The organism is Novosphingobium piscinae, from assembly GCF_014230355.1.
Classification (GTDB): domain Bacteria; phylum Pseudomonadota; class Alphaproteobacteria; order Sphingomonadales; family Sphingomonadaceae; genus Novosphingobium; species Novosphingobium piscinae.
On sequence record NZ_JACLAX010000014.1, the window covers coordinates 38,365 to 63,946 of the forward strand.

A 25,582-nucleotide genomic window follows, 5' to 3' on the forward strand; every position below is an offset into this window, starting at 1 on the left:
CAGCGGCATGGCCAGGCCTGTGGTGACCATCCGGGATATTGCGCGGCGGGCGGGGGTGTCGATCACCACCGTGTCGCGGACGCTGCGCGAGCCCGCGGTGGTGCGGCCCGACAAGCGCGAGCGCGTCCACCAGGCGATCGCCGAGATGAACTACGTGCCCAACGCGATCGCGCAGCAGCTGCGCCGGCCGCGGCACGAGACCGTCATCGTGATCGTGCCGGCGATCGACAATCCGTTCTTCGCCGACATCGTCCAGAACATCGAGCTGGTCGCGCATGAGCGGGGCTACCGGGTCCTGATCGGTGAGACGCAGAGCCGCCAGGACCGGCTTGACCATTATGCCGACATGGTCACTACGCGGCTGGCCGACGGTCTGATCCTGCTCGGCGCGCTGCTGCCCAGCCAAATGCGCGATGCGCGCACCGCCGGGCTGCCAGCGCCGCTGCCGCTGGTCTTCGCCTGCGAACGCAGCGATTCCGCTTACGGTCCCCACGTGGTGATCGACAACCACGGCGCCGCACGGACCGCGGTGGCCCACCTGATCGCCACCGGGTGCCGCCGCATCGCCACGATCACCGGTCCGCTCGACAACCTGCTGTGCCAGGACCGGCTGGCCGGCTACCGCGCCGAACTGGCCGCGGCCGGGCTGCCGCAGGATCCCGCGCTGGTGGCCGAGGGCGATTTCTCGCTCGGCTCCGGCCGGGCTGCGATGCTCCGGCTGCTGGCCGGCGCGGACCGCCCCGACGCGGTGTTCTGCGCCAGCGACCAGATGGCGATCGGCGCGCTGCAGGCGATCGCCGCGGCCGGATTGGCCGTTCCCGGGGATATCGCGGTGGTCGGCTTCGACGACCTGCCGTTCGGGGCCTTCACCGTTCCCCCGCTGACCACCATCCGCCAGCCCACTGCCGCGATCGGGGCGACCGCGATGCGCATGCTCGACGCGTTGCTGCATGGCCGCGACCTGCCCGAGCGGACCGTGGTCCTGCCGCACCAGCTGGTCGTGCGCGCCTCGTCGGTCGCCGGGCCGCCGCTCGCCCCCGACCCGCCTGCTCAACCCGAACCGCCAGACCGACAGGAGACCTTGGCATGACGAACGCGCTCCCCGGCACCGGGGCGCTGCTTGGCCTCGCCCTCGCGGCGGCGGTGGCCGCACCGGCCGGTGCGGACCGCGCCGCTGCACCGCGGCAACCCGAGCTGGGCCTGCGCAGCAAGACAGTGATCACGGTGCAGGGGCTGCGTTTCCGTGATCTCGACGGCGACGGGCGGCTGACTCCCTATGAGGACTGGCGCCTGAGCCCGGCCGCACGCGCGGCCGATCTGGTTCGCCGGATGACCCTGGCCGAAAAGGCCGGGCAGCTGGTCCACGGCACCCTGCCCGGGCTGGGTGGAGTGGTCGGGCAGTCGGCCGCTGGCTATGATCTGGCTGCGGCGACCCCGCTGATCCGCGAGCGTCACATCACCAGCTTCATCACCCGCCTGTCGCTGCCCCCGGCGCAAATGGCCGAGCAGGCCAATGCGGTCCAGGCCCTGGCCGAGGCGGGGCGGCTGGGCATTCCGCTGACGATCAGCGCCGATCCGCGCAACCACTTCCACCACGTGCTGGGTGCGGGCGAGAGCGCGGCCGGGGTGACGCAGTGGCCCGAGCTGCTCGGCTTCGCCGCGCTCGGCGATCCGGCCCGGGTCTCCGCCTTCGCCGCAATCGCCCGGGCCGAGTATCGTGCGGTGGGCATCCACCAGGCGCTCAGCCCGCAGGTCGATCTGGCAACCGAGCCGCGCTGGGGCCGCATCACCGGAACCTTCGGTGCCGATGCCGACCTGTCGAGCCGGCTCGGCGGGGCCTATGTCGCCGGCTTCCAGGGCAGTCCGCGTGGGCTTGCCCCCGACGGGGTGATGACCGTGGTGAAGCACTGGGCCGGTTATGGCGCCCAGCCCGAGGGCTTCGACGCGCACAATTACTATGGCCGTACCGCGCGGCTCTCCACCGCCCAGCTCGAGCGCCACATCGCCGCCTTCAACGGCGCGCTGGCGGCCGGGACCGGTGGGGTCATGCCGACCTATCCGATCATCGTCGGACCGCGTCCCGGGGGCAAGGCGCTCGAGCCCTACGGGGCCGGCTACAGCAAGGTCCTGCTGACCGACGTGCTGCGCCGCCGGCTTGGCTTCACCGGCATCCTCCTGTCCGACTGGGGCATCACCTCCGATTGCACGCAGCGCTGCCTGGCCCCGACCGCCGAGGCGCCGCAGCGCCCGCAGGACATCTCGACCGCCTGGGGGGTGGAGAGCCTGACCGTGCCGCAGCGCTTCGCCCTGGGCCTCGCCGCCGGGCTCGACCAGTTCGGCGGCACGCAGGACACGGCGGCGCTGCTGGCAGCGGTGCAAGCGGGCGGGGTAAGCGAGGCGCGGCTTGACCAGTCGGTCCGCCGGATCCTCGCGGTCAAGTTCCGCCAGGGCCTGTTCGAGAACCCCTATGTCGATCCGGCGGCCGCCGCCGCGGCGATCGCCGCACCGGCCGGGCATGCCCTCGCGGCGCAGACCCAGCGCGAGGCGCAGGTGCTGCTGACCAACCGCGGCCTGCTTCCGCTCGACCCGGCGCAGCGGCGGAAGGTCTGGCTGTTCGGCATGGCGCCCGCGGCTGCCACTGCCGCGGGGCTGACCGTGGTTGCCACCCCGGCCGAGGCCGACTTTGCCCTGATCCGCGCCGAGAGCCCGGCGGAGCTGCTGCACCCCCACCACTTCTTCGGCGGCCGCCAGAAGGAGGGCCGGCTCGACTTCCGCGATGGCGATCCCGCCTACGAGGCGCTCAAGCAGGCGCGCGCAGCGGGGCGTCCGGTGGTTTTCGCGCCGTTCCTCGACCGGCCCGCGGTGCTCACCAACGTGGTTGATCAGGCCGATGCGATCCTCGCCAACTTCGGCGCCAGCGACGCCGCAGTGCTCGACGTCGTGCTCGGGCGCGCGCGGGCGCGGGGGCGGCTGCCGTTCGAGCTGCCCCGCTCGATGGCCGCGGTCGTGGCGCAGGACCCGGCCGAGCCCGACGACAGCCGCGACCCGCTGTTCCCGCGCGGCGCGGGGCTCTAGGGACCGTTCCCGGGGTACGGGAACAGGGCCGGCGCCGCTGCCATCCACGGGAAATGCTCTAGGGCAAAGCCCGGAGTTGTCCGCCGGGGTGCGGCTCCCCTATGCCGCGCCATCGCTCTATCGCCCCGCCCATCGTTCGCACGGTCGGCCGGGCCAGAAAGGTCTGTTTCGCATGGTCGTGTCTCTCCCGCTGTCCGGCTGTCACTGCCGGCCCGATCCCCGGTCGCCGGTGCCGCAGGGCCGGCCCGCATGAGCCTGCGGCTCGAGCGGGCAGGGCCCGTCGCCCGGATCCTGATCGACCGGGCCGGGCGGCGCAATGCCTTCACCCTGGCGATGTGGCAGGCCCTGCCACGGCTGGTCAACGAGGCCGAGGCCGATCCGGCGGTGCGGGTGATCGTGCTTGCTGCGGCCGAGGGCGGTCCGTTCAGTGCCGGGGCCGATATCGCCGAAATGCTGGCTCACCGTGCCGACCGGGACTGGCTGGCCGCCAACCAGGCGGCGATCAACCACGCACAGTGGACGCTGACCCGCGCCAAGCGGCCGACCCTGGCCTTTCTGGATGGCGACTGCATCGGCGGCGGCTGCGCGATCGCGCTGGCCTGCGACCTGCGCCTCGCCACGGCGCGGGCACGGATCGGGATCACCCCGGCGCGGCTCGGGCTGGTCTATCCGCTGCACGATACCAAGCTGCTGGTCGATCTGGTTGGTCCGGCGCAGGCCAAGCGCCTGCTGTTCACCGGTCGCCTGTTCGACGCGGCCGAGGCGCTGCGGATCGGGCTGGTCGACGAGCTGGGCGAGAGCCCCGAGGACCTGATCGGGGCGATCGCCGGCAACGCTCCGTCGAGCCTGCTCGCGCTCAAGAGCTTCGTGCGCCGGGTCCTCGACGGCCAGACCGAGGACGATCCGCACACCCTGCGGATCTTCGCCGACGCCTTCGCCGGACCCGACTTCGCCGAGGGCGCGGCGGCCTTTCTCGACAAGCGACCGCCGCGTTTCGGGTGAGGCGGGTTGGAGCGCAACCGGGCCATGGCACGGTTGCGCTCCGCCCGGAGTACGCCCGGCGCAACCGGCAGGCCTGGCGCGACCAGGGCACACGATGGACCGCCGTCCCGTGCAGGTGAACGCAGAACCGCCGAATGTCAGTGCATAAATGGGAGCGGCGGTGACCGGCCAGACCAAGAAATTGATGATTTGATCTGTTACCACTGGCAAGATAACCGCTCGAGATCTTGAAGGTTATCGACTTGCGATACTGTCATTCAACCCGAATCCTCCTGGGGCTCGTGCTGGCAGTCCTGCTCTGGCCGGTCGCAGGCAGGGCGGATGACAGCCCGACGCGGACCGTCATCTCGCTCGATGCGGGGTGGATGTTCTATCGCGGCGTGGCCGAGAACGCCCAAGATCCCGGGTTCGACGACAGAGAGTGGACGGCGGTCACTCTGCCGCACACCTTCAATGGCGCCGATGGCGAGGATGGCGGCAGTTACTTCAGGGGGCCCGGCTGGTACCGGCGGACGATGGTGGTCAAGCAACTGGTGCCGGGACGCAGGGTCTGGCTCCAGTTTGACGGTGCGGCCCTGACGACCCAGGTCTGGGTCAATGGGCGGAAGGTTGGCGACCACGAAGGCGGGTACGCCGGATTTCGGTTCGATATCACGGCCGCGCTCCACGCGGGACGCAACACGATCGCCGTCTGTACCGACAACACCCCGTCTCGGTCCGTCACGCCACTGGGCGGTGACTTTACGGTGTTCGGCGGCTTGTATCGCCACGTCTGGCTGATCGAAGTCCCCGGCGTGCACATCGATCTGGCCGACTTGGGCGGCCCTGGCGTCTATGCCACCGCCAGCAGGCTGGATGCCAGGCGGGCGACTGTCGAGGTCCGGGTTCGTGTGCGCAATGATGGCCCCGGGGAGGAACGCCTGCCGCTCAACGTGCGCGTCCGAGACCGCGGCGGCCACGTCGTTTCGAGTGCCCAGCGCATGATCCACTTGCCTGCGAACATGGGGACATCGACGACCATCGGCCTGTCGATTGACCGGCCGCACCTGTGGCAGGGCCGCAGCGATCCGTATGTCTATGCGGTGACCGCCGAAATCGGCGCCGATGCGGTCGAGGTTCCCTTGGGACTGCGAACGATCGCTTTCGATCCGAGGCGCGGGTTCTTGCTCAACGGGCGGTCCTATCCCTTGCACGGGGTGAACCTGTTCCATTCCGGCCGGCCCGGCAAGGGCCTGGCGGTCACCGATCCCGAAGTGGCCCAGGACATGCAGACGCTGGACGAGCTGGGCGTCACCGGCGTGCGCCTTGCCCACTTTCAACATCCGCAGACAGCCTATGACGAGGCCGATCGCCGAGGCCTGGCGGTCTGGACCGAACTCGGTCTGAACGGGGTCAGCGATCCGGGCGAGGGATTTTCCCGGAATGCAGCCCAGCAACTGCGGGAGCTGATCCGGCAAAACTACAATCATCCGTCGGTCGTGCTGTGGGGCCTGGGGAATGAGGTCTATGCCACGACGCCGGATGTGACGAGCCTGCTCCAAGCGCTCCAGGCGGTTGCCCACGAGGAGGACAGCTCACGGCCGACAGTCTATGCCCATTGCTGTCAGGCCGACGATCACGACAAGGCGATGGTCACCGACGTGATCGGCTTCAACCGCTACTTTGGTTGGTATCCCGGCCAGCAAGGGACCATCGGGACCTGGGCGCAGGGATACCACGCGCAGCACCCGACGCGCGCCTTTGCGGTGAGCGAATATGGTGCCGGCGCCAGCATCCTGCATCAGCAGCTCAGCCCTCCCGAAGTGAATGTCCCCGGCGGCGGCTGGCATCCGGAACAGGCGCAGACCCGCTATCACATCGCGAACTGGCGGGACCTGAAGGATCTGGCCTACGTCTGGGGCAAGTTCGTGTGGGTGGCCTTCGATCTTGCCTCGGATGGTCGCCACGAAGGCGATCGGCCCGGCATCAACGACAAGGGCCTGGTGACCTACGATCGATCCGTGCGCAAAGACGCCTTCCACTGGTACCGGGCCAACTGGTCGGCGGCACCGATGATTCATCTGACGGACCGGCGACTGGCCCGGCGCACCGAAGCCCAGACCACAGTTCGCGCCTTCACCAATGAAGCGGAAGCGACACTGACGGTCAACGGCCGGAGCCTGGGACGCGCCAAGGTGACGGATCGTGTCGTGCAGTGGCAGGGCGTGCCGCTGCAGCAGGGCGAGAACGTGATCGTCGTCAGGACAGCTCACGCCCTCGATGAGATGCGGGTGATGCGGATCGGGCCATCAGCCCTGGGGGTATCCGAAGTCCCGCAAACGACGATCCCGCCAGCGCCAGCCCAAGCGGACACCAAGCCTCCGGGGCAGTAGCCGGTGAGCGCGCGGGTGCTTGGTGAGCGCGAACCCCGCCGGGTGCTGGCGCTGCGGCAGATTCAGCAGGATTGGGTCAGAAGCATGTCGTCCACCCCGACCGGGCCGGGTCACGGCTGGATCGGCAGCTGGAAGCCGGGTGCGGGAAGCGGCGTGTCGTGATCGTCGAAAAGGTTGACCAAGGGACTATCCGCCCAGGCGTAGCGGACCGTGGTCGCCTTGCCTTCGGGGTCTTCGAGCACCACGGTGCGATCCTCGATCCGGGCGATGGCATAGCGGCAGCTGTCCGGTGCGGCGGCGCACAGTTCGAAGCCGATGGGAGCCGGGTTGCTCCAGCTGTGCCAGCGCCCTGTCACCCCGTCGAAACTCACCCGCACGGAGGATCCCTCGCGACGGGCGGCGCGCGGTGTCGGCGGGGTCTCGCCCAGCGCGGCCCAGGCGATGCGGCGGCCCAGCTCGTTCTTGTTGGCCGGATGAATGTCGAGCCGTTCGCCCAGATCCAGCGCGGGAACAAGAGTGGCCCGGGGGTCCGCCAGAACGGCCTGGCGCTGCTGCTCCCGCAGCTCGGCCCAGCCGGACGGGCCCGGCGCCAGCTGCGGCGTTCCGAAGTTTGCGAGCTGGACCACCACCATGCGGGTCGCCGCGCCGAACTGGGCACGCCAACCGGCGAACAGGGCCTTCAGGCGGTCGGCATAGCCGGGCATGCCGACATCGCTCTCGCCTTGGTACCAGGCCACGCCCGCCAGAGCCACTTGGCCGAGAGGCGCGATCATGGCGTTGTGCATGATGCCGATTCCGCCCTGGCGATCCCAGGGGGCGCGCGGGGGCAATCCGCGCACCTTCGCAACAGAGAAGCGCCAGCCTTGATCGAGTGGCAGCGTCGTCCCGCTGGAGAGCACGAGCCGGTAGCTGTCCGGCGTGCCGGTGAAGCCGCCACCGCCCCACAGGTTGGATACCGCGATCAGAACCTCGTTGTCGCCCGCTCGCAACACCCCTGGCGGCAGCGCATAGTCACGACTGGCATCCCAGCCATAGGTGTTGCCGACGGCGCGACCGTTGACCCAAGTCTGGTCCATGTCGTCGAGCCCGCCCATGACCAGCCGGGCGGGACCGCGCGCCTGCTCGGCCGAAAGGCGGATGGTCCGCCGCAGCCAGACCGTTCCGATCGGATCGCGATCGAGCCCCGAGCCGGGCCAGGTGTTCCACGGTGAGACCGCTGGAACGGTCGACCATTCGAGGTGGTCCGGATGGCGCCACGGCTCCTGACCACCGCTTGCCCGACGGAACCATTCCTCCCACAGCGGAGCCATCTTGGCGACCGCGCGGCCGGGGTCGCGGACGTAGAGCGCCAGGAGATCCATATCTGCCGCGCCATAGATCGCCAGCCCCCCGGCGGGGGTCAGCCACGGCCGGCTAGCCGAGCCGCCCCAGCTGGCATTGATCGCCCCGACTGGCATGCCGGTCCGGCGGCGGAGCTCGCGCGCCATGTAGTAGCAGCTTGCGGAAAAGGGCGTGATCGTGGCCATGGTGGCGCGCTGCCACCGGACCGGGTTGGCGAAGGCCTGCTGCGGCTGGTGGTGGGTCGCCTTGAGCACGTTCACCAACCGCAGATCGGGATCGCTCATGTCTGGCGGCGACCAGAAGTTCAGGGCATTCGCGACCGGCATTTCCATGTTCGACTGACCCGAACACAGCCAGACCTCGCCCACGGCCAACCCGGTCAGACGAGCCTGCAGGCCCTGCGGACTGCTCAGCTCGAGCGTGAGCGGGCGGGCATCGGCCGGACGCGGCGGAAAGGTTGCGGTGAAGCGCCCCGTGGGGTCAACCGTAACCGCCCGCGCGATGCCATCCAGCGTCACCACGGCCGGTTCGCCGGGGTGGCCGAAGCCTTCGATCAAGATCGGCCGATCTTTCTGGATCACCGCATCATCGGTCCAGATCGGAGCCAGGGTCGGGGTCGCGGCGGCGGTCGCGGCCAAGGGCGCCAGGCTCATGGCCAGCACCATGCGCGGCAGCGATCGGGCCGGATTCAGCACGCCAGTCATCGCCATACTCCCCGTGTCCTGTCGGCTGTGGTCGCCGGCATACCGTCAGGGTAGCGCTATCACATTCCGGTTTGCAAGAGTGTACATGGGAGCCGTGAGAGGCCGCCGGCATGGCCGGCGCGCCTGAGATCATCGCTGCAGGCAACGGCGGCCGCCCCTCCTTTCCGGACGCGGTCGCCGCCGTGACGGGCAAACTCGCAGTCCGCTTGAATATGGTAACGCTACCGTATAGGGTGCCCCGGTCCTGGCGATCAAAAGCGGCGCAGGCCGGTGCCTTGGGGAGAGCAGAATGGCTGGAACGGCGCTCAAGTCGCAATCGCTGAGGGGTGTGCGCGCGATTCTGGCGGGGCGAAGACCACGCCAGCGGGTGCTGGGCGCCGTTCTCGCCGTCTGGGCCAGTGTCGCGCTTGGCCAGGACATCCCGCGGATCGTCAGCGAGGGCGGCCGGCATGCCCTGTATGTCGATGGCGCACCGTTTCTGGTCCTGGGTGCTCAGGCCAACAATTCGAGCAACTATCCCGAACCCTTGGGCAAGGTCTGGCCGGTCATCGAGCGCCTGGGCGCCAATACGCTCGAGATCCCCGTGGCCTGGGAGCAGGTCGAGCCGGTGGAAGGGCAATTCGACTTCGCCTGGCTGGACACCCTGCTGGCGCAGGCGCGGGCCCATGACAAACGGCTGATCCTCTTGTGGTTTGCCACATGGAAGAACACCGCCCCCGCCTATGCGCCGCGCTGGGTCAAGCTCGACAACGCCCGGTTCCCGCGAATGATCACTCCGACCGGGGCCAGCCACTATGCCTTGTCCCCGCACGCCAGGTCCACGCTGGACGCCGATCGCCGGGCCTTCGTCAAGCTGATGGAGTATCTGCGCGACAAGGATTCCCGGAACACCGTGATCATGGTCCAGGTCGAGAACGAGCCCGGGTCATACGGCCTGGTCAGGGACCATGGACCCGAGGCGCAGCGCTTGTTTGCCGGGCCGGTCCCGGAGGCGTTGCGCAAGCGGCTCGGCCGTAAACCCGGCACCTGGCGCGAGGTCTTCGGCGCGGACGCCGATGAGTTCTTCCAGGCCTGGGCGGTGGCGTCGCACATCAATGCCGTGGCTGCGGCGGGGAAAGCGATCAAGCCGCTGCCGATGTACAGCAATGCCGCCCTTGCCGCCGCGGCCGGGCGGCAGTCTGCCGCCACCTATGCGAGTGGCGGTCCGGTTCACCATGTGATCGACATCTACAAGGCGGCGGCCCCGGCGCTCGATCTGGTCGCACCCGACATCTACACTCCGGACGAGAGCGCCGTAGCGGCCTACCTGGACTTCTACGCCAGACGGGACAATCCGCTGCTGGTGCCCGAAATCGGAAACTCCAGACCATTCGCCCGCTACTTCTTCGATGTCATCGGGCATGGCGGCATCGGCTTCGCCCCCTTCGGCATGGATGCCACGGGCTATGCCAATTATCCGCTCGGCGCCCGCTCGTTCGATGAGGCGCTTGACCTGTTCGCGCGCATCTACCGGTTGTTTGGTCCGATGCAGCGCGAATGGGCCAAGGCCGCGGCGGAAGGAAAGGTCTGGGGGGTGTCCGAGCCGGTCGGCGCAGCCGCCGGCCACCAGCGCACCATCCAGTTGGGTCCCTATCGTGCGACCGTCAGCTTCGGGCGCCACCAGTTCGGCTTCGATCCGCCCACCGGCAATCCCGAACCGACCGGTGGCGCCGCCATCGCCCAACTCGGTCCCGACGAGTACCTCGTCACCGGCTTCGATGCCCGTGTGGAGTTTGCCCTGGCCGAAGCCAAGGATGGCAAGGCCACCGGGGAATCGCTGCTCTTTGACCGGGTGGAGGAGGGCCGCTTCGAAGGCGGCCGCTGGATTTTCGCGCGGGTCTGGAATGGTGACCAGGTCGATTACGGCCTCAATTTCACAGGCCAGCCGCAAGTCCTGCGGGTGAAACTGGCGCGCTTGCGCACGGCCAGGATCATCCCGGTGGGGAACCCCAACTAGCCGACGACCCCCGGGAAGCTGCCCTGTCCCAGGGCCCCCGGATTGACGAATGCCCTGCAGGGAGAGAGCAGACCATGACTACACCCCGTTCGCTGCGCCAACTGCTGATCGCGGCATTGTGCGCCGGATCCTGCCCGGCGGCCTTCGCCGCTTCGGTTGATCGGATCGACCACGGCGTCATCGTCACGCCCGACAGCGGCCCGGCCCAGCGGGTGCGGATCCTCGCCTATGGCGACAACCAGATCCGCGTCACCGCCATCCCGGGCACCGACTGGCGGACCGTGACCGACAGCCTTGCCGTGGTGGCTCGGCCTGCTGGCGAGCCGCGGATCGAAACCGGGGCGGGTGAGGTCAAGGTCAGCCTGGCCGGGCTGATCGCGCGGGTTTCGCTGGCCGACGGGCGCGTGAGCATGTCCGACGGATCCGGCCAGCCGCTGGTCGCGGAATCCCCGCGTGCCCCGTTCAAGCCGGTGACGATCGAAGGACAGCCCTTCTACACGGTGACCCAGCGGTTCAATCCGGGGACCGATGAGGGGTTGTTCGGACTGGGCCAGCACCAGAACGGCATGATGGACTACAACGGGCGCGACGTGGAGCTCGCGCAGCACAACATGGACATCGCGATCCCGTTCGTGCTCTCGACCCGGGGTTACGGGCTGATGTGGGACAACAACGGGATCAGCCGCTTCGGCAATCCGCAACCCTACGGCCTTGCCGGGCTGGACGGGTTGACGGTCCGGTCGGGGGGCAAGCCGGGCTGGAAGGCGGACTATTATCTGGGCGACCGGCTGGCCATATCGCGGCAGGAATCGGCGATCGCCTACGAGTTCATCCGCGACCAGGCCAAGTGGCCGGCCGAGGCCAAGGCCAGGACCCAGGCATCGGGCGAAAGCGGACAGAATACGGCCGGTGTGGCGCTGGACCGGCAACGGGTGGTGTGGACCGGCGATATCTCCAGTCCCCGCGCCGGAGTGCACCGGTTCCGGCTCTACTCGTCGAGCTACGCCAAGGTCTTCGTGAACGGCAAGCCGGTGCTGGAGCGCTGGCGCCAGAACTGGAACCCCTGGGACCATCTGTTCGAGGTGCCATTGCAGGCCGGCAAACCGGTCACGGTGCGGATCGAATGGGAGCCGAACGCGGGCTACATGGCGCTGCGCCACGCCGATCCGCAGCCTGACGCCGAGCGGCACTCGCTCACCATGACCTCTGACACGGCCAAAGCGATCGACTACTATGTGGTCGGTGGGGGCACCCCGGACAAGGTCATCGCGAACTATCGCGCCCTCACGGGCAAGGCATCCATGCTGCCGCAGTGGGTGTTCGGGTTCTGGCAAAGCCGGCAGCGCTACGAGACCCAGGAGCAGCTCCTGCAGGTCGTTCGCGAGTATCGCAAGCGCGAGATACCGCTCGACAACATCGTGCTCGACTGGCGGTACTGGGTCGATGACCAGTGGGGCAGTCACGAGTTCGACAAGAGCCGCTTTCCCGATCCCAAGGGCATGGTGGACGAGGTTCACGCCCTGGGCGCCCGGATCATGATCTCGGTCTGGCCCAAGTTCTATCCGAACACGGAGAACGGCAAGGCCCTGGCAGCGAAGGGCTGGCTCTATCCGGGCAATCTGGCCATGGGCAATCGCGACTGGGTCGGGCCGGGCTATGCCAATACCGACTACGATGCCTATGCCCCGGGCGCCCGCCAGCTGTACTTCGAGCAGATCAAGACCCGGCTGGTTGACCTCGGCTTCGACGCCTGGTGGCTCGACGCCACCGAACCCGACATCCATTCCAACCTGTCGATCGACGAACGGATCCGCACCATGGGTCCCACCGCCGCAGGCCCCGCGGCTCCGCTGTTCAACACGTACCCGCTGGTGCATGGCGGCGGCTTCGCCGACAACCTGCGCGCGGCGCTGCCGGAGGTGCGGCCCTTCATTCTCACCCGCTCCGGCTTCGCCGGATCACAGCGAACGTCATCGGCGGTGTGGTCGGGCGACACCGCTGCGCGCTGGGACAACCTGCGCGAACAGATCAGCGCCGGGATCAACACCGGACTGTCCGGCATGCCCTGGTGGACGCACGACATCGGCGGCTTTGCCGTCGAGGATCGCTACACCCGGCAGGAGCCCGCCCATCAGGCCGAATGGCGCGAGCTGAATCTGCGCTGGTTCCAGTTTGGCGCGTTCACGCCCCTGTTCCGCAGCCATGGCGAGTTTCCCTTCCGGGAGATCTACGAGATCGCCAAGGATGACGCGCCGATGTACGACGCGATGGTCCACTACACCCGCCTGCGCTACCGGTTCCTGCCCTATATCTACTCGGTCGCGGCCGAGACGGCGCTCAATGACAGCACGATGATGCGCGGGCTCGTCATGGACTATCCCGATGACCTCCGGGCGCGCCGGAGCGACGATGCCTACATGTTCGGACCGGCCCTGCTGGTGGCGCCCGTATCGCGCTTCAAGGCCACGTCCCGCGAGGTCTATCTCCCCCGCGGTGCCGGATGGTTCGACCTGGACAGCGGGGCCTTCCATCCGGGTGGGCAGACGATCAGCGCGGCCGCCCCGAGGGAGCGGATTCCGGTTTTTGTTCGGGCCGGATCGATCGTTCCGACCGGCCCCGCCATCCAGACGACCCGGCAGGAAACGGATGGCCCACTGGTGATCCATGTCTATGCCGGGGCCGACGCCAGGTTCGAGCTCTACGAGGATGATGGCCTGTCGATGGGCTATGCGCGCGGTGAGGCCGCGCGGATCCCGCTGAGCTGGAACGAGGCCAGCCAGACGCTGACGATCGGTGCGCGCCAGGGGCGGTTCCCGGGCATGGCCGAGAAGCGGGCGATGTCGGTCAGGGTCTACCGTCCGGGCCAGGCCAGTCGGCTCGATCTCGGCGAAAACCCGGCGCGCCAGCTGGTCTACAGTGGCCAGGCGGTGACCGTCAGCATGCGCCAGAACTGACCGTTCCAAGCTGGTCTGGACGGCGCCGGGTCGGCCGTTCAGACCAGTCCCCGGCCTTCCAGGCGGATCACCGGCACAATCCGCGGGCCCGCCTTGCGGGGCAGGGTGACGGTCAGGCCGGAGGCGTCCTGCCGCCAGGTCACGGTTCCCCCGCCCAGCAGGGTCGCCCGTTCGATCACGGCGCCACCCAGGGCCGCCGTGCCCAGCGCAGCGATCCGCACCGGACGTTCGGGCCACGCCATCAGCGCCGCAAAGACGGCGCCGCCCTTGGTGGTGAAGCGCACATCCTGTTCCGTCATGTGCGCGGCCTGGCTCTCGCCGAACTGCCCGCCGGCTATGCGCGTGGGCCCTTCGCCATAGATCCGCCAGGGACGGCTGCCATGGATCATCGTGTCGCCGTGAACCGCCATCCACGCCGTGATGCCGTCGAGCACCCGTTCCTCTTCGGCATCGATCGTGCCATCGCCGCGCAGGGGGATCGACAGCAGCAGGTTGCCGTTCTTGGACACCGTATCGACCAGGCGCCGGATGACCTGCTCGGCCGGGACATAGCTCTTGTCGATAAAGCGCTGCCGGTTGTAGTGCCAGTCGCCGATGCAGGTACAGGCCTGCCAGGGCCGGGCGCGCAGGGTTTCAGAATAGCCCCGTTCGACATCTTCGACCAGCGCACCTTGCTGGTAATCGGTCAACAGCTTGGCCGTGGCGACCACATCGGCCGTGCCATGCCAGGCCTCCGCCTGCTGGTAGTAGTGCGCCAGCGCGGTCAGTCCCAGCGGTCCGAAGGGGAGCCCGGCATCGTCAAAATAGACCAGATCCGGACGGTACTGTTCGACCAGGTCCTGCTGACGCAGCAGCCACTTGGCGGCAAAGGCGAAGTCGGGACCGGGTCCGTGGTCCAGCCAGCGGCCGCCATGCGTCGCATGCCAGTCCGCCATGGCCTGCGGTGATGCCAGGCCATCCGGTGGAGCCGGATGGCCACCCCCATAGAGTTCCTGGGGGTCGAGGCCGTCCCACCAGGTCCCGGCACCGTCCTCGCGGCGCAGGCGGAACGCATCGTAGCGCTCGCCTTTGCGTGGTCCCTTGGTGTCATAGCCATAGGCGGTCTGCCACCAGTGCCACGCATGGCTGGTGTGATTGCTGACCCCGAAGCGCAAGCCCTCGGCCCGAACGGCGCGTTCCCAGGTCCCGACGATATCGCGGCGCGGTCCGACCCGGGTCACATTCCAGGCGTGGTGGCGGCTGGCGAAGGCATCGAGATTGTCGTGATGGCAGGCCAGTGCCACCATGTACCGGGCGCCAGCCGCCTTGTAGCGCCGCACCAGATAGGCCGGATCCCAGTTCTCCGCCTTCCAGAGATTTTCGATTTCCAGAAAGCCGCGGTCGGCGGGGTGGCCCCAGGTGCGCAGATGATGCGCGTAGTGGGGATGGTCCTCGACATACATCAGGCGACCGTACCAGTCGCCCTGTTCGGGGACGCACTGCGCGCTCCAGTGGGCCCAGATGCCGAAGCGGGCTTCGCGGAACCAACCGGGCACCTGCCAGCGGCTCCGCAGCGACGTCCAGTCAGGCGAGATGGTCGCTCGTGCCGGACGCGTCAGGCCCAGCAGGGTGGCCGTCGCGCTGGCACCCAGCACGCCGCGACGATTCCAGCTGGTCATGCGCCGGCGATCAGCTGATCGGCACGGCAGTGCTGGTTGATCCACGCCGACTGGAGCGGCATGCCAGCCGCGGCCTCGGCCATGACCTTCCGCATGGCCCGCAAAATGGCCTCAAGCTCGCGCGGGGGGACCATGTTCGTCAGCGGATCGAAGCCGCTCGGCTCGATCCCCTGGCCCAGCATCACGGCCAGCCAGCTCGCTTCCTGGAACAGGTCCTGACCGCGTTCGATCAACCGGCCATTGGCCCGGAACATCGCCAGCTTGTCGGCCAGGCTGTCGGGGATCGGCATGGTGCGGCAGTAGTCCCAGAACGGCGTCCCGGTTCGTTCGGTGGCATGGTAATGCAGCACCAGAAAATCGCGCACACGCTCGAACTCATGGATCGCGATGCGGTTGTACTCGGCCTCTGGCAAAGGCCCGAAACTGGTGTCGGGGAACCAGCTGAGCAGCTTGATGATCCCGGTCTGGATCAAGTGGATGCTGGTGGATTCGAGCGGTTCGAGAAAGCCGCTGGCGAGCCCCAGGGCGACGCAGTTCTTGTGCCAGAACTTCGCTCTGCGGCCGGTGGTGAAGCGGATCAGGCGGGGATCGGCCATGGCCGGACCGTCCAGGTTGCTCAGCAGGATGTCCGCTGCCTCATCGTCCGACAGGTGGTCGCCGCAGTAGACCAGCCCGTTGCCTGTGCGATGCTGCAGCGGGATGCGCCATTGCCAGCCTGCGGAGCGCGCGGTCGACCGGGTATAGGGCACGTCGTCCAGCCGCACGCCACTTGGCACCGCCAGCGCGCGGTTACAGGGCAGATGGGCCGACCAGTCGACGAATGGCACCTTCAGGGCATCGCCCAGCAACAGGCTCCGCAGCCCGGTGCAATCGATGAACAGCTCGCCGCGGATCGTGCCGCCATCCTCCAGCGTGAGCGAGGTGATCCGCCCGCTTTCGGCATCGAGGTTTACCGCGGCGATCTTGCCCTCGCGCCGGACCACACCCATGCCTTCGGCATGACGCCGCAGAAACGCGGCATAGCGCGCGGCGTCGAAATGGTAGGCATAGGACAGCGTCGTGAACACCGCCGGATCGCCCGGGCGAGGCGGCCTGAACCGGCCGCCCATGGCGGCGAGCGTGGTCAGCGAGTAGTCCGACAGCGGCTCCGGTGCCCCCAGCTGGCGCGCCCGCAACCAGTGCTGGTGGAACGGCGACATCGCGAAGTCGTCGCCAAAGCGGCCGAAGGGGTGGAAATAGCGATGGCCCTCCCGCAGCCAGTCGACGAACTCGATCCCCAGCTTGAAGGTCGCGCCGGTCTCGCGGACGAAGGTCGCCTCGTCGATCCCGAGGATCTGGTTGAACTGCTGGATCGGGGGAATCGTCGCCTCGCCAACCCCGACGATGCCGATCTCGTCGGATTCGACCAGCGTGATCTGGCAGCGTTCAGGGTTGTGCGCGCGGGCGAGCGCAGCGGCGGCCATCCAGCCTGCGCTGCCACCGCCCGCGATCACGATCGACCGGATCGAGGTATCTGCGTTCATGTCGGCATCCTGCAATTCCGGTCGATGTAGTATTGGTGGAGGGGCATGGCATCGGCCGCCTCTGCGATGGCTGCGCGCCGGCGTTGCATCAGGGCCGTCAGCTGTTCCGGAGACAGGCGGTCCACGATCGGATCATGGCGCCGGGGGATCAGCCCGTTGCCCAGCAGGACCGCGACCCAGCTCGGCTCCTGGTGGGATTCTTCGCTGAGCAGCGGCACGCGGCCACAGGCCTGCCAAACCTCGAGCTTGTGCGCCAGGCTATCCGGGATGGCCATGCCGCGGCAATAGTCCCAGAGCGGTTCCTCGCGCTGCGACGGGTGGTAATGTGCGATCAGGAAATCGCGGATCCGGGCGAATTCGTTGGCGGTGACGCGGTTGTATTCCGCGGCGATGGCCGGGTCGAAGGTGCGGTCGGGCAGGAACTCTATCAGCCGCGCGATCGCGGTCTGGATCAGCTGGATCGAGGTGGATTCCAGCGGCTCCATGAATCCTGCCGCCAGACCGACGGCGAGGCAGTTGCGGTTCCAGAACTTGCGCCGGTGTCCGGTGGTGAAGCGCAGCACCCGGGGCTCGGCCAGCGGCTGGCCGCAGAGATTGGCGAGCAGGACGTCGCGGGCCCGTTCGTCGCTGGTGAAACGGCTCGAATAGACATAGCCGTTGCCCTCACGATGTTGCAGCGGGATCCGCCACTGCCAGCCTGCCTCGAGCGCGGTCGAGCGGGTGAAGGGATTGGGTGGTCCGGCCAGGCTGGTCGGCACCACCACCGCCCGGTCCGCGGGAAGCCAGTGCGACCAGTCAACATAGCCGGTCTTGAGCGCCTGCTCGATCAACAGACCCTGGAAACCCGAACAATCGACGAAGAAGTCGCCGCTGACCTCCACTCCGCCACTGGTCGTGACGCTCTGGATGAAGCCGGTGTCCCCCGACAGCGCCACATCGACGATGCGCCCCTCGATCCGCTTTACGCCGGCCTGCTCCGCATAGGTCCGCAGCTTGCGGGCGTAGAGCGCGGCGTCGAAATGGAAGGCGTAGCGGTAGGGCGCCGAGAAGAGGTCATCGTCGTTTGCGGCGAACCGCCCGCGCCGCGCCGCGGCATAGGGAAACGACCAGTCGTCGATCGGTTCCAGATCACCCAGTTGGCGCAGGCGCAGCCAGTGGTGATGGGGTGACACACCGTCGATCGGTTCGCCAAAATCGCCAAAACCGTGGAAGTGGACCGCGCCGGGCCGGCCCCAGCCGACGAATTCGATCCCCAGCTTGAAGGTGCCATGCGTCTCGGCCACGAACTGGCGCTCGTCGAAGCCCAGCAAGGCGTTGAAGTGCCGGATCAACGGGACCGTGGCTTCGCCGACGCCGACCGTTCCGATGTCCTCGGATTCCACCAGGGTGATCGAGGTCTGGGGGGGTGGCAGGAAACGCGACAGGACTGCCGCCGCCATCCAGCCGGCCGTACCTCCGCCAACAACGACAATGGAGCGCAGGGCGCGGTCGGACATCACCAAGTTCTATCGCGTCACACGGGATGCACAAGAGCGACCGGGGCAGCGCATGGCGGCGCTGCCCCGGATCGGTTCAGAACCGGGTGCGGACCAGGAAGGCAATCCGTCGGTCCGTATCTGTCCAGCTGTAGGGCGTGGCCAGCGCCGACCCACCCACATCGAGCTTTGTGCGCGAATTGAGGAGGTTGGTGGCCTGGACGCCGATCTTCACATTCGCAGTGAGCGAATAGATCAGCGAGCCGTCGAGCTGCCCGAAGGCATTGGACCAGACGGGCGCGTTGAGGTTCGCGGCCGAGGTGGTGAGCAGGTAGCGCGACCGCCAGTTGTAGGCCAGGCGGAACGAGACCCCGTACTTCTCGTAAAGGGCCGCCACGTTGAAGGAGTACTTCGACAGACCTTCGAGCGGCAGGGTCGGGTCGTTGGCACCGGCCCGCTGGTTCGAATCCAGGGTGTTCACCGCCGTGTTGCGACCACCGGAGGAGTCCACGAAGGTAAAGTTGCCCTGCAGACCAAGCCCGCTGAGCGCCCCCGGCAGGAAGTCGTAGAACTGCTGATAGGCCAGTTCCACGCCCTTGATGGTGCCCTCGTCGCCGTTCATGTTGCGGGTCACGTCGAAGGACACGGTCTTGCCGTTGCGCGTGTAGGTCTCCGTGCTCACGCCGGCAAAGATGTAGTCCTTCACGCTCTTGAAGAAGGCCGCGACGCTGAGCGAGTTGGACGATCCCCAGTAGTACTCCCAGGACAGGTCGAGCTGGGTCGACTTGGTGGGCTTCAGGTAGGGGTTGCCGCCGGTTCCGGTCCGCGCGCCGGCCACGGCCGGGGTGTAGCCATCCGGGGCAAAGCTGAAGCTCAGCGTGTTGAACGGCACCATTTGCTGGAAGCTGGGCCTGACCATCGCCTGGCCTGCCGCAAAGCGAAGCAGCATGTTGTTCTGCAACGCGAACCGGAGGTTCAGCGTCGGCAGCACGTCGGTGTAGCTGTTGCGATAGACATAGTCCTGGGCGCTGTTGCCCGCGGTGAAGGCAATGGCATCGGCCAAAGGCTGGCACGCCGTGGGATTGGTGGGATTGGCCGTCTGGCACTGGGTGAGCGAAGCACCCTGCAGCGGGCTGACAATCAGCTTGCCGATGGCGGAATTGTCGGTGCGCACAATGCGGACCCCGATGTTCCCGTCGAACGCGCCAACCGGGCTCTCTTCGGTGCCGAAGCGCAGCAGCGCATAGCCGGCATAGGTCCGTTCGCGCTGGATGCTCGTACCGGCCGAGACGTTGTCTGCGCCCGGCACAGCCGTGTCATAGGCGGCCTCGGTCAGCGGGGTCCATCCCCAGCCGGACGTGAGGGTGCTCCTCAGATAGCTGTAGGCGTTGGCCGTGCCGTTGCTGACCAGCGCATCGGAGGCGAACCAGCCACCGCTGGGCATGGCGATCTTGCCGCGCAGGAAGTTGTCGTAGGTGAACAGGTTGGCCTGGCTGGGGAGCCCGGGATTGGCCGGCGAACCCGTCTGGTTGAGATAGACCGGAGCGCCGCCGCCGCTGCCCCAGAACTGCTGGCTGAGCAGCCCCCAGTTCCAGCCGGTCTGACGCGTGACGGCCTCCTTGTCGGTCGCCCGGGCGCCGACGCGCAGGCTCTTGAAAAAGCTGCCTTCCGAGAACTTGTACTCAAGGTCGGCGCGTTGCGCCCAAGACCCGGCGGTGTTGTGCTCGATGTGGTCCATCGCGGCCGCCCACCAGTAGTTGGCCGGATTGCTGAGGGCTGCGCCGTTCTCCTTGACGCTCATCGACGGCGAGGAGTCGTTGAGATCGAAGATGAAATCGGGGCGGTTCGCGTTGAAGAAGCCGGGCTGCACACCGAACTGGGTGAAGGCGGTCATGCTCAGGACGTTCGCTTCCGAGGTGATGCGCTGCACGTCGGCCGTCACCGTGATCCGGTCAGTCGGAGACCAGTCGACCCGCGCCGAGAAGTCCCGGGTGATCTTGTCCTGGCTGCCGAAACGGGTGTTGAAGTCCATGTTCGCGTTCTGGTTCGTACCGGAAAGCAGGACGTTACGGCTGTCGAACTGATAGGTGGCGCTGGTTGACGGCAGGCCGAAGGCGCCCGCGGCATGCTCCATATCGCGCGGCGAGGCCTTGGCGATGAAGGCCTCGAAGGTGAACAGCGTGCCGCCCACGGTGCGCAGCTGCACCGATCCGTCGAAGGAGGTGCGCTTCTGCTCCCAGTCGATCCGGCGATAGCCCATGCCGGAGGGCACGTAATAGGTCTGCCCTGCTCGCATGTTGCCAATCGGCGCAAAGGTGCCGGTTGGCTGGGTCCCGTTGACCGGGTCGGCGATTCTGATGCCGGCATAGGTACCGGTCTGGAGGCTGTCCGTGCGGTTGCCGATGTTGCCGATGCTGCCGGACAGCAGGACACCGAGCTCGGTGCCGTTCAGGTCCCATGCCTTGCTCAGCAGGGCGTTGCCCGACCAGTAGCCCTTCTTGCGCAGATCGGCATAGTTGTAATCGCCCGATGCCGCGAACACCGTCTTCATCGTGTCGAGCGGCTTGCGCGTGCGCAGGTTGACCAGGCCGCCGACGCCACCCTCGATCATGTCGGCCGACGGGTTCTTGTAGACATCAACCCCGGCGAGAAGATCGGCCGAGACGTCCTCGAAGCCGAGCGAACGGCCGTTGTTGGCCGAAAAGATGTCGCGGCCGTTGAATTCGCTGCGCACCCACGACAGGCCACGGATGAAGACACCGCCGCCTTCAGCGGCAAGGCGGGCCGGGTCGCGGTTCTCGTTGGTGCGCTGCAGGGTCACGCCGGGGATCCGCTGCAAGGCTTCCGAGACCGAACGGTCGGGCAGGGCGCCGATGTCGGCTGCCGAAATCGAATCGACGATCACCTCGGCATTGCGCTTGGTTTCGCGCGCATTGGTCAGCGACTGACGGATGCCGCTGACCACGATGGCCGGCGCTTCCTCGCCATCGTCCTGCGCGTCGGTGGCGGCAGGGGCCGCGGCCTGCGCCAGGACCGCCGAGCTCGACAGCGTCATGGCCAGCGCAGACGCTCCCGCCAGAAGCTTGAGCGTGCAAATTCGGTTTGCGCTTTGGTTCTTCAATGTTGCCTCCCCCAACTAAAACCTGTCGATGGGACCCGCTTCGGGCCCCTGCCGGTTCCGCGTGTTGACGGCGCGAACCGGCAAAATCTGTTTTGTCGTCAGCGCTTTGGTGCGCCGTATTTGGTAGCGTTACCTAAAACAGATCCGCGCAGGCGTCAACACCCCATGGCGCAGGCGGCGATTTTTCCGCCCATTTCCACGGGAAAAGATCGTGGAATCAGCGGAGTAAATAATTCCGGTTCCGCGCGCGGGGCACATTGCTGTATGGGAGCGCTCACATAAGTTCCATTACCGTGCCTTGGGAGAACGACGATGAGCAGGTTGGTCGCTGGTTTGGCGATGTTGGCCGCTTCGAGTGGCGCGATCGCACAGGTCGCTGCGCCTCCAGTTGCAGCAGTGCCGGATAGCGCGATCGCCCACCCGCAGCTGTGGCCGCAAGGTCGGAGCCAGGGATTGGTCAATCCGGCCACCGAAGCGCGCATAACCGCCCTGCTGGCGCAGATGTCGCTGGCGGAGAAGATCGGCCAGATGATCCAGGCCGACATCTCTGCGATCCAGCCTGATGATCTGCGCCGTTACCCGCTGGGCTCCATCCTCGCGGGGGGCAGTTCGCCGCCGCTCGGCGCCCCGGATCGCTCCCCGGCTGGCCCGTGGATCGCCACTGCACGGGCGTTTGACGCCGTCGCGCGCGAGTCGCGGCCAGGCCATGTGGCGATTCCGCTGCTGATCGGGATCGACGCCGTGCACGGCAACAACAACATCGTCGGGGCCACGCTGTTTCCCCATAACATCGGACTGGGCGCAACCCGCGATCCCGGCCTGATCGAACGAATCGGACGTGCGACGGCGGTGGAGACGGCGGCTGCCGGAATCAACTGGGCGTTCGGGCCGACCCTGGCGGTTCCGCAGAACGACCGCTGGGGGAGGACCTTCGAGGGCTATTCGGAGGACCCTGCCGTGGTCGCCAGCTATGCGGGAGCGATGGTCAAAGGCCTGCAGGGAGCGCCCGGGAAGGGCACGATCCAGCAGGGGCAGGTGGCCGCATCGGTCAAGCACTTCCTTGGTGACGGCGGCACCACGGACGGGATCGATCAGGGCGATACCGCAGTGGATGAAGGCACGCTGATCCGGGTCCACAACGCCGGCTACCCCGCGGCAATCGCAGCCGGGACCATGACCGTGATGGCCAGCTTCAACAGCTGGAACGGCGTGAAGATGCACGGGAATCGCAGCTTGCTGACCGATGTGCTCAAGCAGCGCATGGGCTTTCAGGGTTTGGTGGTGGGCGACTGGAACGGACACGCCCAGATTCCCGGATGCACCGCCACGGACTGCCCGGCGACGTTCAACGCCGGGCTGGACATGGCCATGGCGCCCGACAGCTGGCGGGGCCTGTTCGATTCGACCTTGGCTGCGGCGCAGCGCGGTCAGATTCCCCTGGCCCGGATCGATGACGCGGTGCGCCGCATTCTGCGCATCAAGTTCGGTCTCGGGCTGTTCGATCCGAACCGCCCGATGGAAGCCGACACCCGCTTGATCGGCGCGCCCGAACATCGGGCGATCGCGCGCGAAGCCGTGCGCAAGAGCATGGTCCTGCTGAAGAATCAGGGCGTGTTGCCGATCCGGCCATCCGCGCGGGTGTTGGTGACCGGTGCCGGTGCCGACAGCATCGCCCAGCAGTCCGGCGGATGGACCCTGTCCTGGCAGGGGGACGGCAACAGCAACGCGGACTTCCCCGGGGCGACGTCGATCTACCAGGGGATCAAGGCTGCTCTCACGGCCGGAGGCGGCGCGGCCGAGCTTTCCACGGATGGCAGTTTCGCATCGCGCCCCGATGTGGCGATCGTGGTCTTCGGCGAAAAGCCCTATGCCGAAATGCGGGGCGATATCCGCACGCTGGAATTCGAAGCCGGCGAGAAGGAGGCTCTGGCCCTGCTGCAGCGCCTGAAGCGGCAGGGGATCCCGACCGTTTCGGTGTTCCTGTCCGGCCGGCCGCTTTGGGTGAACCCCGAGCTCAACCAGTCGGACGCATTCGTCGCTGCCTGGCTGCCCGGTTCCGAAGGGGCGGGGATTGCCGACGTGCTGATCGGCGGGAAGACCGACTTTGTCGGGACGCTGCCCTATTCATGGCCCAAGACGGCAGGCCAGTTCCGGCTCAATGCCGGGCAGCCAGGCTACGACCCTCTGTTTCCGCTGGGTTATGGCCTCAGCTATGCCCGTCCTGGTCACGTTGCGGCCCTGCCGGAAGTCGCCGGACTTGATGCAAGCCTGGCCAACACCAGCATCTTCTTCGCCCGGGGGAAGAGCCCCGCCCCCTTCCGGCTGCTGTTCGACCCATCGGTGGCGGCTTACGCCGTCGACAGCGCGACGACCCAGGAGGGCGCGAACCGGTTGGAATGGAGCGGCGCGGGCCAGGTCCGGATCGCCGGGCCGGTCGCCAACTTCGAGCGCGAAAGCAACGCCGATCTCAACCTGCAGGTGGTGCTGCGCCTCGATCAGACAGCCGGACCGGTCCAGCTGCGCTTTGCCGGCGGGGCGATCGATCTGGCCGGTATGCTCGGGACCGGGGCAGCGTGGCAAACCCTGCGAATTCCGCTCAAGTGCTTCGTGGCGCGCGGGGCCAGACTGGACAGTGTCACCGAGCCCGTCGCCATCGCCGGCACGAAGGGCCTGAAGCTGACCATTGCCGATCTGCGGCTCAACGCGGATCCGGCCGGGGCCAGATGCCCGTGATGCCCCGGACCAGCCGGCCGTCCTCGGCTTGGTCGCGGTTGGTGGCGCTGGCACTGATCGCCGGCACCGTACCGCATCCGGCACGCGCCGGCGCCCCGCCGCCGCGAGCGGTCAGGCTGGACTGGAGCAGGCCCGGTCCGCCGGTCGACCGCTTCTTCGATCTCGCGATCGGTGCAGACTATCCCGGGACGCTGATCCGTCCCGACACGCAGGCTCAGCTCAAGACCGCGGTCAACGAGCTGGGCTTCCGGACCATCCGGTTCCATGCGATCTTCCACGATGTGCTGGGGACCGTGCAACAGCGCGATGGCCAGATCCGGTACGACTGGAGCGGGATCGACCGGCTTTACGATCAGTTGCTGGCCAGCGGCATCCGGCCGTTCGTGGAGCTGGGTTTCACCCCTTCGGCGCTGCGCAGTTCGGATCAGCAGATCTTCTGGTGGAAAGGCAACACGTCACACCCCCGGCCTGCGCCATGGCGAGATCTGGTCCGGGCCTTTGTGGAACACCTGCGTGAGCGTTACGGCGCCGAGGAGGTTCGCGGCTGGCGGTTCGAGGTCTGGAACGAGCCGAACCTCGACGGTTTCTGGGAACGGGCCGACCAGCAGGCCTATTTCGCGCTCTATCGGGACACGGCGCTCGTGCTTAAGGCCATCGACCCGGGCCTGCAGGTCGGCGGACCTGCGACAGCGGGCGCTGCCTGGGTGCCCGAGTTCCTGGCCTTCGCCCGGCAGACCGATACGCCGGTCGATTTCGTGACGACCCACAGCTATGGCGTGGATGGCGGCTTTCTGGACGAGGACGGCAAGGCCGACACCCGGCTCTCGGCCGATCCACTCGCCGTGATCCGGGACGTGCGCAACGTTCGGGCGCAGATCGATTCAAGCCCCTATCGTGGCATTCCGCTGTACTTCACCGAATGGAGCACCAGCTACACGCCGCGGGACTTCGTTCACGACAGCTATGTCAGCGCGGCTTACATCCTCGACCGGCTGGCGGGGACAGCAGGCTATGCCCAGGCCATGAGCTACTGGACCTTCACCGACCTGTTCGAGGAACCGGGGCCGCCACCGACCCCGTTTCATGGCGGCTTCGGCCTCATGAACCGGGAAGGTATCCGCAAGCCGGCCTGGTTCGCCTACAAGTATCTGGCTGCGCTGAAGGGGTTGCGCCTGGCCAGCGCCGATTCCGCGGTCATGGCAGCCCGCGATGGACAGAGCCTGTCGGCGGTGGCCTGGGACTGGCAGCAGCCGCGCCAGTCGGTCAGCAACACACCGTTCTTCGGCCGTCTGCACCCGTCAACGCCCAGCCGCCCGCTGGCGCTCGAGCTGACGGGTGTGCCGGCAGGCCGCTATCGCCTGCTCGTTCATCGCACCGGATACCGGGCCAACGATGCCTTCAGCGCCTACATCGCCATGGGCAAACCCGCGTCACTCAATCCCCGTCAGCTCGCCAGGCTCCAGGCGATCACGGCCGATCGTCCCGAACGGCAAAGGTTGCTGCGGGTCAGCGGCCGCGGCGTGGTGCGCACGACGGTGGCCATGCGCAGCAACGATGTTGTGCTGATCCGGCTGGTTCCGGTCGGCCCGGCGACCCGACGCGGTCCGGCCGCGCCGCGCCGCTAGGCC

Annotated in this window: 13 protein-coding genes; 8 read left to right on the forward strand and 5 right to left on the reverse strand. The window is 67.6% G+C overall.

Translation table 11 applies throughout. The features are described 5' to 3' along the window. Positions 1-7: 7 nt before the first annotated feature. From H7F53_RS13220 to H7F53_RS13235, 4 genes are all read left to right on the forward strand, one after another. Positions 8-1,090 (forward strand): LacI family DNA-binding transcriptional regulator, encoded by a 1,083-nt coding sequence (locus tag H7F53_RS13220; RefSeq protein ID WP_221773735.1) that lies wholly within the window; start codon positions 8-10, stop codon positions 1,088-1,090. Continuing rightward, positions 1,087-3,075 carry a glycoside hydrolase family 3 protein gene (locus H7F53_RS13225; RefSeq protein ID WP_185679972.1) on the forward strand — a complete coding sequence of 663 codons (1,989 nt, stop codon included), beginning with the start codon at positions 1,087-1,089 and terminating at the stop codon, positions 3,073-3,075. The genes H7F53_RS13220 and H7F53_RS13225 overlap by 4 nt, the downstream gene beginning before the upstream one ends. A 249-nt stretch (positions 3,076-3,324) precedes the next feature. After that, entirely contained in the window at positions 3,325-4,077 is a 753-nt protein-coding gene (locus H7F53_RS13230; protein ID WP_185679973.1) for an enoyl-CoA hydratase/isomerase family protein, read from the forward strand. 281 nt (positions 4,078-4,358) lie between these two features. Then, positions 4,359-6,449: a glycoside hydrolase family 2 TIM barrel-domain containing protein gene (locus H7F53_RS13235; RefSeq protein WP_221773736.1), complete on the forward strand. Its 2,091-nt coding sequence runs from the start codon at positions 4,359-4,361 to the stop codon at positions 6,447-6,449. A 110-nt stretch (positions 6,450-6,559) separates the two neighbouring features. Here the strand turns inward: H7F53_RS13235 and H7F53_RS13240 are convergent, their stop codons facing one another. After that, positions 6,560-8,494, reverse strand: a complete 1,935-nt coding sequence (locus H7F53_RS13240) for a sialate O-acetylesterase (RefSeq protein ID WP_246438892.1) — start codon at positions 8,492-8,494, stop codon at positions 6,560-6,562. A 289-nt stretch (positions 8,495-8,783) separates the two neighbouring features. Here H7F53_RS13240 and H7F53_RS13245 point away from each other — a divergent pair, with 289 nt between their 5' ends. Beyond that, positions 8,784-10,490, forward strand: coding sequence for a DUF5597 domain-containing protein (locus H7F53_RS13245; protein WP_185679975.1), 1,707 nt, complete (start codon positions 8,784-8,786; stop codon positions 10,488-10,490). Between the two features lie 74 nt (positions 10,491-10,564). Further along, the gene (locus H7F53_RS13250) at positions 10,565-13,444 is read left to right on the forward strand and encodes a glycoside hydrolase family 31 protein (RefSeq protein ID WP_246438893.1); all 2,880 of its coding nucleotides are present in this window, start codon (positions 10,565-10,567) and stop codon (positions 13,442-13,444) included. A gap of 38 nt (positions 13,445-13,482) precedes the next feature. On the opposite strand, the gene H7F53_RS13255 is transcribed toward H7F53_RS13250, so the two are convergent. The 4 genes from H7F53_RS13255 to H7F53_RS13270 all read right to left on the reverse strand — a co-directional run bounded on the left by H7F53_RS13255 (position 13,483) and on the right by H7F53_RS13270 (position 21,155). After that, positions 13,483-15,102, reverse strand: coding sequence for an alpha-L-fucosidase (locus H7F53_RS13255; protein ID WP_185679976.1), 1,620 nt, complete (start codon positions 15,100-15,102; stop codon positions 13,483-13,485). Then, the gene (locus tag H7F53_RS13260; RefSeq protein ID WP_185679977.1) at positions 15,099-16,625 is read right to left on the reverse strand and encodes a tryptophan halogenase family protein; all 1,527 of its coding nucleotides are present in this window, start codon (positions 16,623-16,625) and stop codon (positions 15,099-15,101) included. The genes H7F53_RS13255 and H7F53_RS13260 overlap by 4 nt, the downstream gene beginning before the upstream one ends. Next, positions 16,622-18,121, reverse strand: coding sequence for a tryptophan halogenase family protein (locus H7F53_RS13265; protein WP_185679978.1), 1,500 nt, complete (start codon positions 18,119-18,121; stop codon positions 16,622-16,624). Before H7F53_RS13265 ends, H7F53_RS13260 begins: the two co-directional genes overlap by 4 nt. Positions 18,122-18,197: 76 nt before the next feature. Beyond that, on the reverse strand, positions 18,198-21,155 hold the full coding sequence (locus H7F53_RS13270; protein WP_185679979.1) for a TonB-dependent receptor: 2,958 nt from the start codon (positions 21,153-21,155) through the stop codon (positions 18,198-18,200). 378 nt (positions 21,156-21,533) lie between these two features. On the opposite strand from H7F53_RS13270, the gene H7F53_RS13275 reads away from it, so the two are divergent. Both H7F53_RS13275 and H7F53_RS13280 read left to right on the forward strand, forming a co-directional pair. After that, positions 21,534-23,954 carry a glycoside hydrolase family 3 protein gene (locus H7F53_RS13275; RefSeq protein ID WP_185679980.1) on the forward strand — a complete coding sequence of 807 codons (2,421 nt, stop codon included), beginning with the start codon at positions 21,534-21,536 and terminating at the stop codon, positions 23,952-23,954. 41 nt (positions 23,955-23,995) lie between these two features. Further along, on the forward strand, positions 23,996-25,579 hold the full coding sequence (locus tag H7F53_RS13280; RefSeq protein ID WP_343062065.1) for a GH39 family glycosyl hydrolase: 1,584 nt from the start codon (positions 23,996-23,998) through the stop codon (positions 25,577-25,579). Positions 25,580-25,582 lie beyond the last annotated feature (3 nt).